At 51.6% G+C, this 11,813-nt stretch carries 11 protein-coding genes; 7 read left to right on the top strand and 4 right to left on the bottom strand.

Going from position 1 to position 11,813, the window contains the following annotated elements:
* Positions 1-80: 80 nt before the first annotated feature.
* Positions 81-833, top strand: coding sequence for an alpha/beta fold hydrolase (locus AB4124_RS05150; RefSeq protein ID WP_441971517.1), 753 nt, complete (start codon positions 81-83; stop codon positions 831-833).
* On the opposite strand, the gene AB4124_RS05145 is transcribed toward AB4124_RS05150, so the two are convergent.
* Positions 820-2,100: an adenylosuccinate synthase gene (locus AB4124_RS05145; RefSeq protein WP_441971515.1), complete on the bottom strand. Its 1,281-nt coding sequence runs from the start codon at positions 2,098-2,100 to the stop codon at positions 820-822. The two genes, AB4124_RS05150 and AB4124_RS05145, sit on opposite strands and share 14 nt — an antisense overlap.
* Before the next feature lie 211 nt (positions 2,101-2,311).
* On the opposite strand from AB4124_RS05145, the gene AB4124_RS05140 reads away from it, so the two are divergent.
* From AB4124_RS05140 to AB4124_RS05125, 4 genes are all read left to right on the top strand, one after another.
* Positions 2,312-3,196 (top strand): LysR family transcriptional regulator, encoded by an 885-nt coding sequence (locus AB4124_RS05140; protein ID WP_339273690.1) that lies wholly within the window; start codon positions 2,312-2,314, stop codon positions 3,194-3,196.
* Between the two features lie 257 nt (positions 3,197-3,453).
* Positions 3,454-4,800 carry a DEAD/DEAH box helicase gene (locus AB4124_RS05135; protein WP_441971513.1) on the top strand — a complete coding sequence of 449 codons (1,347 nt, stop codon included), beginning with the start codon at positions 3,454-3,456 and terminating at the stop codon, positions 4,798-4,800.
* 110 nt (positions 4,801-4,910) lie between these two features.
* Positions 4,911-5,663, top strand: coding sequence for an ABC transporter ATP-binding protein (locus AB4124_RS05130; protein WP_213643262.1), 753 nt, complete (start codon positions 4,911-4,913; stop codon positions 5,661-5,663).
* Entirely contained in the window at positions 5,660-6,880 is a 1,221-nt protein-coding gene (locus AB4124_RS05125) for an ABC transporter permease (protein ID WP_441971510.1), read from the top strand. The genes AB4124_RS05130 and AB4124_RS05125 overlap by 4 nt, the downstream gene beginning before the upstream one ends.
* A 130-nt stretch (positions 6,881-7,010) precedes the next feature.
* Here the strand turns inward: AB4124_RS05125 and AB4124_RS05120 are convergent, their stop codons facing one another.
* Entirely contained in the window at positions 7,011-7,133 is a 123-nt protein-coding gene (locus tag AB4124_RS05120) for a hypothetical protein (RefSeq protein WP_009592125.1), read from the bottom strand.
* 235 nt (positions 7,134-7,368) lie between these two features.
* Between AB4124_RS05120 and AB4124_RS05115 the strand changes: the two genes are divergently transcribed.
* Positions 7,369-8,043, top strand: a complete 675-nt coding sequence (locus AB4124_RS05115; RefSeq protein ID WP_441971508.1) for a hypothetical protein — start codon at positions 7,369-7,371, stop codon at positions 8,041-8,043.
* A gap of 116 nt (positions 8,044-8,159) precedes the next feature.
* Here the strand turns inward: AB4124_RS05115 and AB4124_RS05110 are convergent, their stop codons facing one another.
* Positions 8,160-9,458 carry an aminotransferase class I/II-fold pyridoxal phosphate-dependent enzyme gene (locus tag AB4124_RS05110; RefSeq protein WP_441971506.1) on the bottom strand — a complete coding sequence of 433 codons (1,299 nt, stop codon included), beginning with the start codon at positions 9,456-9,458 and terminating at the stop codon, positions 8,160-8,162.
* A 125-nt stretch (positions 9,459-9,583) separates the two neighbouring features.
* The gene (locus AB4124_RS05105; protein WP_441971504.1) at positions 9,584-10,198 is read right to left on the bottom strand and encodes a pyridoxamine 5'-phosphate oxidase family protein; all 615 of its coding nucleotides are present in this window, start codon (positions 10,196-10,198) and stop codon (positions 9,584-9,586) included.
* Positions 10,199-10,321: 123 nt separating this feature from the next.
* Between AB4124_RS05105 and pdxR the strand changes: the two genes are divergently transcribed.
* Positions 10,322-11,785, top strand: coding sequence for a MocR-like pyridoxine biosynthesis transcription factor PdxR (gene pdxR, locus AB4124_RS05100; RefSeq protein ID WP_441971652.1), 1,464 nt, complete (start codon positions 10,322-10,324; stop codon positions 11,783-11,785).
* Positions 11,786-11,813 lie beyond the last annotated feature (28 nt).

Here is an 11,813-nt window from a genome sequence, read left to right as displayed (position 1 = left end):
TAAGGGATATGATGTTCTCAAGCAGCAAGGGTTCACGATGAATCCTTGGGACAGGGTCCATCATGGGAGGAGAATATAGGATGAAACAAGACAAGTTTAAAGAAGAGCTGGGATTTGTTTTTATTCATGGAGCAGGATTGAACGGAGGAGTATGGGATTTCGTTGTGGAAGGGCTGGGTCATCCGTGTTTGAAAGTGAATTATCCATTGCGGGATGGGGCAGAGATATCCGGACATCATTTGGCGCTGGAGGATTACGTAAACCATATGGCGGAGCAGGTGAGAACGTGGGGGACGAACAAGTTTGTCATTGTTGCGCATTCCTTGGGCGGGGTTTTGGCTATCGAACTGGCATCCCGGTTCACAGGCCGTGTTGCCGGGTTTGTTGCCATCGGTGCGGCCATTCCTAAGCGCGGCGGTTCGTTTGTTTCGGCGCTTCCGTTTCCCCTCAGGGTCATCATGCCGATCATCTTAAAAACGGCTGGCACGAATCCGCCCGAATCCGCAATCCGTACTGGGCTGTGCAGTGACCTGCCGGAGGAAGTGGCCTCCCGAATCGTAGCGGAGTTTGTTCCGGAAGCTCGCAGAGTCTATACGGATCGCGTTCAAGCGTCTATTCCCGATGTGCCAAAGCTTTATGTGAAACTCACCCAAGACAAAGAGTTCGGATTATCCATGCAGGAAAGCATGATAGCCAATCTGTCTGCGGATGGAGTGGAAAGCCTCAGCACCGGCCATTTGCCAATGCTGAGCGATCCCCGTGGAGTCCGGCGGGTTCTGGAAGGATTCGTAAATCAAGTGAAAGCAAGCCGTCACCCGGTTATCTCATCATAATCTGATCCCGTCTCGGGCCGACGGAGATCGTCTTGATGGGAACGCCAATGGATGATTCAATGAACTGAACATATTGCTGAGCGGCTTCCGGGAGCTCGTCATAGGATCGGATATGCGACAGGTCGCATTTCCAGCCCTTCAGCGTTCTCAGAACAGGCTTCGCAGACTGCAAATCGGCCGTAACCGGAAAATGGTCAATGATGCTTCCATCCTCTAACTCGTAACCAACGCATACGGGGATGTCATCCAGATACCCCAGGACATCAAGGTTGGTGAGAACGGCTTCGGTAGCTCCCTGCACCATACAGCCGTATCGAGTGGCTACCGTATCAAACCATCCCATTCGTCTTGGCCGGCCGGTCGTTGCACCGTATTCTCCTGCATCGCCTCCGCGGCGACGGAGTTCATCCGCTTCATTCCCATGCAGTTCGGTCACGAAGGGACCAGCACCAACACAGCTTGAATAAGCCTTAACAACGGCAATGACTTGGCTGATGGCGTACGGCGGCAGTCCTGCCCCGACCGGTGCATAGCCTGCCAGCGTGGAGGAGGAGGTCGAGAACGGGTAGATCCCGTGATCCGGGTCGCGCAGTGCTCCTAGTTGGCCTTCCACGAGGATGGGGTCGCCTTTCATATACGCTTGCTGCAGCAGCGTGGTCGTATCCTCGATATACGAAGACAGGAACTGGAATGACTCCAGCAGTTGCGTGACCATCTCATCAACGCTTAGCGGATCTCTCCCGTACAGATGCTGCAGCTGCACGTTCTTAATGGCGAGCATTTGCTCGAGCCGCTCACGAAGTCGCTCGGGGTGGAACAGATCAGCGACCTGGATGCCAAGCTTGGCATATTTATCCGCATAGAATGGCGCGATCCCGCGTTTCGTAGAACCGAATCCCCGGGCACCTAGCCGCTCTTCTTCCAGTTCATCCAGCAGCCGATGAATAGGAAGCACGACTTGGGCGCGCTCCGATATAAACAGCTTGGGGGCGGGAACGTTCCTTGCTTCCAGCTCCTGCAGCTCTTTGATCAATACCTCCATATCCAAAGCCGTTCCCGGACCGATGATATTCGTTACGTTGGGATAGAATACACCCGACGGCAGCATATGCAGTGAAAACTTCCCATAATCGTTAATAATGGTGTGCCCTGCATTGCTCCCTCCCTGAAATCGAACGACATACGACGATTGCGCCGCAAGAACATCCGTCATTTTTCCTTTGCCTTCATCTCCCCAATTGGCTCCTACAATGGCTGTGACTGTCAAAACGTGTTCGCCTCCTACGGTCTTTTTCTTTTACAGGGCTCATTATATGAGTTGTAGCATTATAAATAAAATTGATATTAGTAATAGTAGACATTAGATTAATTTATGTTATACGATTCTGTAGAGAAGAATACGGGTAACGGATGAATTTTTTAGCTATATCTTTCAATACAGGTTCCCGTTATCATTTGATAAAATCGAGGTTATCATGATGGAAATTAATATGGAGTGGTATCGTGTCTTTTATTGGACTGCCCGGCTCGGTAGTTTATCGAAGGCAGCGGAGCATCTGCATATCACCCAGCCGGCCGTCAGCCATACCATTAAGCATTTGGAGGGAACGATCGGAGGGCCGCTGTTCTTCCGGACAACCAGGGGGGTTAAACTCACGTCGGAGGGTGATGTGCTGTTTCGCTATATCGAGCAGGCCTTCAGCTTTATCGAGATCGGCGAGAAGGCGATTGCGGACATGCATAATTTGCATAGCGGCGAAATCAATATCGGAGCAAGCGATACGCTGTGCAAGTATTACCTGCTGCCGCATTTGGAGTATTTCCACGCCGCCTATCCGGATATTCGCATCCGCATTACTAACCGCACAACCCCGGAAACGTTGTCCCTACTCAAGGAAGGGAAGATTGATTTTGGCATCGTTCATTTACCGGCCTCCGATAAACAAATCGATTTTCGCGCGAGTTCCCCGATCCATGATTGTTTAGTTGCCGGTAAATCATTTGCGGAGCGGGCCAAATTACAACACCCGTTGTCCCTTCGCGATATCGGGAGCTACCCGCTGCTTATGCTGGAGAGGGGCGGGAGCACAAGAATGTATGTCGATCAGTATGCTGAGCTGCAGGGTGTCACGCTAAAACCCGAGTTTGAGCTTGGCAGCATTGAGCTGCTGGTACAGTTTGCCCGGAGCGGCTTTGGCTTGGCTTTTGTCATTCGAGACTATGCTAACGAGGAATTGCAAGCAGGTCAGCTGATCGAGGTGCCGCTCCATCCGCCAATTCCCGAGCGCAGCATAGGAATTGCAACGCTTCGAGGTGTTCCGCTATCTGCTGCCGCGAAGTCGTTTCTTTCTCTTTTGCCTTAAACAGAAGGGTGATCAAGCCTATTCGTATGAACATGTATGATGTGCTGTTCACGCCGTTTAGGATGTTTGATTTGGTGAGGACTCCTGTTTTGGCATATAATGAAAAAGAGCGAATAACACTTATTAGGAAACACGCCTGCTTCCACCACTATTAAAGTAAACAAACCACATGTATCGGAAGGTTTTTCTAGCGATATCAGGCAGACGCGCTTTGGAATGATAGACTTCTGATATCTAAAAAAAGGATGGACTAACATATGACTGCAACTACATTTCATACATTAGGAATAGCCGAGGATTTGTCCTCCAGATTAACGGAGTTTGGCATTGTCACGCCTTCTCCCGTTCAGACTGAGGCTATACCGCGCATACTCGAAGGCAAGGACGTGCTCGCGACTTCACAGACAGGCACAGGAAAGACGCTTGCTTATTTGCTGCCTGTGCTTCAGGCCATCGATCCGGAAATCAAGGGTGCCCAGAAATTGATTCTTGCTCCGACCCAAGAGCTTGCTGTTCAGATTGTGAGAGAGAGCGAGCGTTACGGGGAAGCCCGCGGAATCGGTGTGCTTGGTCTTATCGGCGGTGCCGCAGCCAAGCGTCAGATTGAGAAGCTTAAGCTGCATCCGCAGCTGATCGTAGGGACACCGGGACGTGTGCGGGAACTGATCGAAATCCGGAAACTGAAAATGCACCAAGTGACTACGATCGTAGTGGACGAGGTGGATCAGGTGTTTAATCTGGGCGGCGCCGGCGATGTGGATCGCATTCTGCGCAGTGCATTACGTGACCGTCAATTGGTGTTCTTATCTGCCACGGTAAGTCCGGAAACGGCAGAGCTCGTTAAGAAGGAGATGGATCAGCCGGTCGAAATCGGGATTGATCCGGAGCAGCGGACGCCGTCCGCGCTGGAGCATTATTATTTTGTGACGGAAGAGCGTGACAAGTTGGACATGCTGCGCCGCGTGGTCCGGCATTACAATCCAGACCGTGCGATTGTCTTCGTCAATGCCACCGAGAATTTGGCAGAGGTTGAGGCGAAGTTGAACTACCTCGGCTTAAATGCGGCTGCCATCTATGGTGATGCCGACAAGATGACTAGAAGCCGGGTTCTGAATTCGTTTAGAGAAGGGCGTACCAAGCTCTTGGTCGCTAGCGATGTCGCTGCCCGCGGACTTGACATCGAAGGACTCGGCATGGTGATCAATTACGATCCTCCTATTGATGCCGAGCATTACACACACCGCGCAGGACGCACTGGACGCATGGGGCGGAGCGGCATGGCGATAACGCTCGTAACGGACCGTCAGACGTTTATCATGCGCAAGTTCAATCGCGAGCTGGGCATATCGATCGAAGAACGCGCCCTTTATGGCGGCAAGGTAAGAGCCCCGCGTTCAACACCAACCGATCGAGGACATGGTCCACGTGGGTCAGCCGGGGATGCTGCCCGTAAAGAGAAACCAGCCCGAAAGCCTGCTTCCACCAGCGCCAATGGAAAAGCGGGAAGCGGAAAGGCATCGGGTCAGCGTCAGAGTGAAAGGGAGCGGGACCGCAAGAACAAGGGCGCTCCGAAATGGTTGAAGAACAAGCCTCCACGGAGCTAATACTCCATAAACGCGAAGCTTGTAACCGGTATGTTGTTTTCGGGTCCGATTCAGCGGATGTGGTCGAAATCCATAAGGACCGGACTTTTCAGAATAAGAGGTGATCAATAATGAGTGAACAGCCGGTATTGTCTGTTCAAGGATTAAGCGGCGGGTATAGCATGAACCGACCGGTTCTGCATGACGTAACCTTTCAGGTTGAACCGGGTGAGATGGTAGGTTTGATCGGCCTGAACGGCGCGGGCAAGAGTACCACGATGAAGCATATTCTCGGGCTGATGAATCCGCAAAAAGGGAGTATTCAGGTTCAAGGGAAGAGCCGCACAGAGCATTCGGAAGCTTATCACGGCGCCCTAGCGTTTGTTCCTGAATCCCCGCTGTTGTATGAGGAGATGACGGTACGCGAGCATCTGGAATTTACGGCACGTTCCTATGGCGTATCCCATGAAGATTATGAGGCGCGTTCGGAGCAGTTGGCGAAGATGTTCCGTATGGAAGAGAAGATGGACAGCCTGTCCACGCATTTATCCAAGGGTATGCGCCAAAAAGTGATGATCATGTGCGCGTTCGTAGCCAGACCGTCGCTGTACATTATTGATGAGCCCTTCCTTGGGCTTGATCCGCTCGGGATACGTTCGCTGCTTGACTTCATGCTGGAGCTGAAGGCGTCCGGCGCTTCGGTCTTGCTGAGCTCTCATATTCTCTCCACGATTGAGAATTATTGCGACCGGTTCATCGTGCTGCACCGCGGCAGCATCATTGCTCAGGGGACGCTGAAGGAAATTCAGGATCAAGCCGGAAGACCCGGCATGTCGTTGGAGGAGCTGTTTAATGTGCTGATTCAGGACGGTAACGGCGAATGAATCTGCGTGAGCTGTATGTCAAACGACGCGGACAGTTCTGGGGTGAAATTTTCCCCTATCTGGGCTATGTCATACAGAGCGGGGTAGCCGTCGTATTTCTGTTCGTTCTGATTGCGTTCGCTGCCTGGTACACCGCACTACTGCAGAATATTCCACCAGATCTGCCGATTCGCTGGATCGTGATGATTATCCTTGTGCCTCTCATGATCAACAGCAGTATCCGCACGTATCTGCGTTCGGCGGATACGGTGTTCCTTATTCCGCAGGAATCACGGATGAAGGAATATTTCCGTAAAGCGTGGTTCAGCGGCGTCATTTATAAAATCATCGGTTTAGGACTGGTGATGTTAATTCTATGGCCTCTATACATACGCAGCGATGTTTCGCCAAAACCGCTGCTCGCTACGTTTGTTGTTCTGACGCTGTTTAAACTGCTATCCAGCTATGGGAGCTGGAAGGAGCAGCTTATGGTGTCAAGGAACGCGGCAGCAGCCTACCGGGCACTCCGCTGGATCGTTCCGGCGCTGAGCTTAGCCGCCTGGTTATGGCATCCATCGGGCCGCGCTCTCCTATTTATGGCTCTGCTCGGCCTCACGTATGTTGCCGCCTTGTCAGTCCCCGTCAAGCATTTGGTCGCTTGGGAGCGATTAATCGCCGTCGATGAGAGACAGGCGAGCCGGGTGATGATGGTGCTGAGCTGGTTCGTGAATGTGCCTCAGCGCGGGCAGCGTGTCCATGCGCGGAAATGGCTGTCCGGATGGGGCAAGGGATTGGCGTGGAAGAAGGAAAGCGCCTATCGATTTCTTCTTATTAAGAGCCTGACGCGCAGTGATATTCTGGGTATACTGATTCGGGTCGGACTGCTGGGTGCCTTTCTTGTGTGGGCAACCCGGGAGAGTCTGGTATCGGCGATTGTGTATTTGATCAGCCTGATGATCATCGGACTCCAGCTGTCTGCACTGCGAAAGCTTCATCCGGAATCGTTCTGGCTGCATGTCTACCCGCTTCCGGAAGGAACGCGCCGCGACAATGAAGGGAAGCTCATCTTCCAGGTGCAGCTGTTCTGGGCTGTCCTGCTGTGGCTCCCGCTCATTCCGGGCATTCTTAGTGCCCCCGGGCGTATATTGGGTACGCTGGTTGCAGGTATCGTGCTTGTATTTCTGTTCCGAAGCGCTGCTGCTCGGAAGAGCCGGCGTGAAGACGATGACGACGAATAAATGGGAAGAGGCCGGGACGTTAGCGTCCCGGCCTTCTATTGTCATTATAGTATGGGTTATTCCGTTTGCAGAAATCGCAGTGCGTGGTGTGGCGACCTGCGATTTCTGTTCGGCTGTTATCTAGTTGTCATTACACCCAGAAAGAACGAGTGATGATAACGAGCAGGATAAAGAGAACCAGGATTGCTCCAACTCCGTATCCACCGCCGTATCCGCCGTATCCACCGTGTCTTACTTCTTCAACTGCACCCATGTTCATTCCCCTTTCAGTTCGTTGATTTGTAGTACACGGTATTGTATGTGGCTAATCGTCTATGTGTATGGGCGAGCGTATAGATATGGCAGAAGAAAAAATAAAGACCAGGAATCATTCTCCCCGGTCTTTATTATTACGCTCAGCATGGGCGTCATCGTTAAGGTGAAAGTTCCGTACGGGGGCCTTTCACTTATGTTAGGATGTTAAATAATCATGAAAATTGGAGGGAGAAATGGAAATATATCATAAGTTGAATCAGATTAGAGTGCAGAACAAATCAAATACAAAACAAAAAGTCTTTTCAATAGTAAGTGCAATGATAATCGGAGCTATTTTGGGTTTAGCAGCAAAACTTGTGGATGCACCGGGTATTAACCCCATATTTGACAATATCGGTGGACGTTTTGGCATATGGGTATTTGTTGCCGCGCTTTTATCGGTGTTCAGCTATTCGCCCAAAATAGCAGCTGTAAAAGTATTCGTCTTCTTTGGATCCATGCTTACCGTTTATTATGCTTACACCGTGCTTTTTCTACACTTTTTCCCAGAGAGAGCCATTGTTTTTTGGGGTATATGCGCGGTGATATCTCCTGTTTGCGCTTATATTATGTGGTATGCGCGTGGAAATGGATTGTTTTCTCATATGGTTTCGGCGCTTCCCATCACAGCTTTGCTGTCAGAAGGGTTTGAATTACGTCATGCTTACTTACCCATTCACACTCATTACTATTTAATCCCATGGCTTATGGGAGTATATCTAATGATGATCTTAGTTTTATTACTTATCATTCCTAAAAATAAAATGCAATTTGTAGTCGTTTTACCTATAGCCCTTATATTGTCTTTTATCATGATCTATTTTAATGTTTTAGGTCGGATATTTGGCGGCATAAACGGTGTATTTTAGGAATGTCGCAGAACATAAATAATGCCCTCCCGACTTCCTGTAGGGAAGTGAGAGGGCTGAAGAGTTTAATGTTCTCGTTATTTGGAGCTTATACCTTCTTCATATACAGCCGATCATTAAGCCTTCTGCAGGTCCTGAATTCCTTTGTAGACCAGGTCGAACAGATCCTCCAAATACTCCTCGTCAATACAAGAGAAGGCGATCCGGAGATCATGCTCGCCAAGGGCGATGGTTCCTACGCCATACTCATGGATGAGATGGGAACGGAGCTCTTCGGCGTTTACCGTGTTCAGCTTCAGGCACATGAAGTAGCCGGAGTTAAACGGATAATATTCCCATGCATCGCCGTATTTGCCGCTGTCGAGAACGGATTTCACTTTGTTCGCGCGGCCTTTCATGATGACGAATTTCTCTTCCTTCTGTTCGTGGAATTCCGGCGCCTTCAGCGCCTCCAGAACAAAGGTTTGCGAAGGGTGGGAGGCGCTGGATATCGTTGCCCGGATAATGCCGAGCGTTTTCTGCTCCAGTGCGTCCAGCACGTCTTTATTTTCTGCCGCATACGTGATAAAGCCGACACGGAATCCCCATACGAATTCTTCCTTGGTCGCACCGTCGACCTTCACAGGAAGCACGCGAGGGTGAAGGCCTGCCAGACGTCCGAAGAGCGATTCCTTCAGTGAATCTTCAAAGAACAATCCAAAATACGCATCATCCGTAACGACGACAATATTCATGCCGGCTTCGGCGGCTTCCTGGATCGCGGACACGATGGCAGCTCCTTCCTGAGCACCAGGCGTATAGCCCGTCGGGTTGTTCGGGAAGTTCAGCAGAACAACCGCTTTGCCTTTATCCTTCTGGCTGAGCAGAGCTTGACGAAGTCCTTCGGCGTTAAATTTCATATCGTCCGTAAAGAGAGGATAGGTTACATGAATGCCATGGCGGCGAATGCCGAATGTCAGCTCGTAATTCTCCCAGTTCTTATCGGGATAAATCACGGCGTCCCCTTCATCCACGAACAAATCGGCTACGATGCTAAGACCATGCGTCAGCGCATTCGTGACGATGGGATTGCTGAAGCTCTTGCCTTCAAGCGAAGGGTTCTCTTGAAGCATCTTGTTTCGCCAAACGGAGCGCAGCTCCGGTTTGCCTGCTGGAGGGGCATACGGGTACAGATCCTTCGGCTGGTAAGCCGAAAGTTTGTCCTGGATGACGCCCAGATGCATCGGGACTCCGCCTTCGGTTGCAATACCGATCGTAGCGTTATATTTTTTCGCATGGCTCGTCGCTTCCGCAGATTGGCTCAGGATGCCTTCTTTCGGGAAGTAGATTTCTTTGCCGAGTGTGGAGAGCATGTCATACACATGCGGATTGCCGGCTTGCATTTTTCCATTCAATTGACCAACCAATGGGTTCATGAACTGATTCCTTCCTTCCGAATACTTTTGGTTAAGGTAAGTGTAGGTGACAAGTTGCCTTTACGTTTTCATTGCCTAATATTATACCACCTACCCCAGGAACCGTCACGGATAATTTTAATGCTTTAACGCGGTCCAGGATGATACTTGCATATCAGTCTGGCGGTTTCTTTATCCCGCTCTTTGCCCCGGCATTCAAGCCCTTCGACTACGGTCTGAAGCGAATCCGGCTTCAGGTTCTGGCCGAACTTGAACTTGGCGCTCATTCGCTGCGGAGCGAGTTTGATGACCGCTACCCCTTTCAGTCTGGGGATATAAGCACGGTCATTCGCGTCAATGGCGCGGTATCCGCCTTCAGGCTGCAGTTTTGTCATCAGTGCCTCCATCGCAAGAGCCTTTTCCTCCAGATCATCCACGATCACCACCTCGCCGATCGCCGTTACGCTTTTGAAGTAGGCCGTAGCCGGGCAGGCCATCTCCGGATCGGAGAAATAGGAAGGGATCAGTGCATACTCATCAGCTATGGTAAAGCACACGGCGGGCGTCCGGCGCAGATGATCCATTTTTTCACCCATCCGGCTGCCGTGAAAATAGAACGCTCCGTTCACATAAGCAAAGTTCAATGGCGTTACACGCGGAATCCCCTCTTCATCGGCTGTTCCAAGGAAACCAAAGCTCATGCCGCTGAGGAAATCCTCGATCTCTTGTTGATCCTCCATCGCAAACTCGTCTCTTCTCATGGTTAAACGCTCCCCCTATCATTTTGAATAACAGTTTATGATGAATATTGACAAGGAAAAAGCGCCAATTTAGAGTAATTTATATAGTCCAATTTTATATCAAGAATGATAGGAGTCGTCATGATGGAGCTGGGATTGCCGTTTGAGACATATGTGGAACAATATCGATATAAATATTTGGCTCTATACCACTCGATTCGCGCTGCCATTCATAGCGGCAAGCTGCCGGAAGGAACCCGCCTTCCCGCCACACGCGAGCTGGCCAAGCTGTATGGTGTGTCCAGAGGATCGGCCGCGCAGAGCTATGACATGCTGATGGCCGAAGGTTATGTTGTGTCCAGGCAGGGCAGCGGAACTTACGTAGCAGAGGGGATTGCCATGGTAGACCAGCCGCCGCTGGCCGAGGGAGCGCCGGTGCTCTCTACTTGGGGGCAACGACTGGTGAGCCAAAGCGGGGATTATACCTTGGCACAGATGCTGCTGAGAGAACCTCCCCCAGGTACAATCTCATTCGCGAATGCACGGATGCCCATGGAGGATTTTCCGTATTCGGAGTGGCGGAGCGCGTTATCCTATGCAGGTGGAAGCGGGGGAGTCGAGCTGCAGAACGGAGCGCCGCCGGAGGGAGACCTCGAACTGCGCCAGGCGATAGCCGGACACCTGCGTTTTACGCGGGGAATCCAGGCCGACCCCGAGCAGATCGTGATCTTCAGCGGATCCATGCAGGGGCTAGTCCTCATGTTTCAGCTGCTGGTTGATCCTGGCGATCAGGTGGTCATGGAGGATCCCGGCTATCAAGGAATCCATCGGGGCATCAGCCTGAGTGGCGGGATTCCGCTGCCATCCCCGGTAGACGATACCGGATTGATACCGCGTGACTGGGACGCAAGTCTGCTTGTCGTAAGCCCCAGCCGTCAATACCCGACGGGAGCGGTGCTGCCGCTGGAGCGAAGACGGGCGCTGCTGAATTGGGCGCGAAGCCGTCAGGCCTTTATTATCGAGGATGATTACGACAGCGAGTTCCGCTGGGGCGGCAAGCCAATTGAGCCCTTGCGAATGCTGGATAACGAGGGACGTGTCATCTTCGTCGGTTCGTTCTCCAAAACGATGTTCACCGGGCTCCGCATCGGGTATGCTGTGCTGCCCCCAAGCCTGGTTGAGGCGGTTGTGCAGGCTAAGGCTCTGTACGAGCCGATCTCACCAGCCGTATTGGAGCAGCGCGCGCTGGCGCGCTTTATTGTGCGAGGGGGTTACGGTCGGCATCTTAGAAGAATGACTCGGCTGTATGGTGCACGGTATGAGGCGCTTCGCCAGGCGATGGATACGCATGCCTCCGAACTGTTTCGTCTTCATCCCGGCGATGCCGGCCTGCACGTTTATGCGAACTGGCTGCGCTCCGAGGAAGAGTATGCCCAGTTCCAAGAAGCTGCCCGCAAACGCGGTGTCATGTTTCGGGATGCATCGGTATATCATCGTATACCCGGATTGCCTGCAGCATGCTTTGGCTTCTCGCATCTGGACATAGCCAGCATTGAAGAAGGGGTTACCCGGATTGCGCAGGCATGGCTGGACATGCAAAAAACATAAAAAACGGGTATGATGGAAAAGAGGTCAA

Origin of the sequence: Paenibacillus sp. 2KB_20 (genome assembly GCF_052115765.1) — a bacterium.
Taxonomy (GTDB): Bacteria; Bacillota; Bacilli; order Paenibacillales; family Paenibacillaceae; genus Paenibacillus_AQ.
This window is presented reverse-complemented; position numbering and strand designations above follow the sequence as displayed.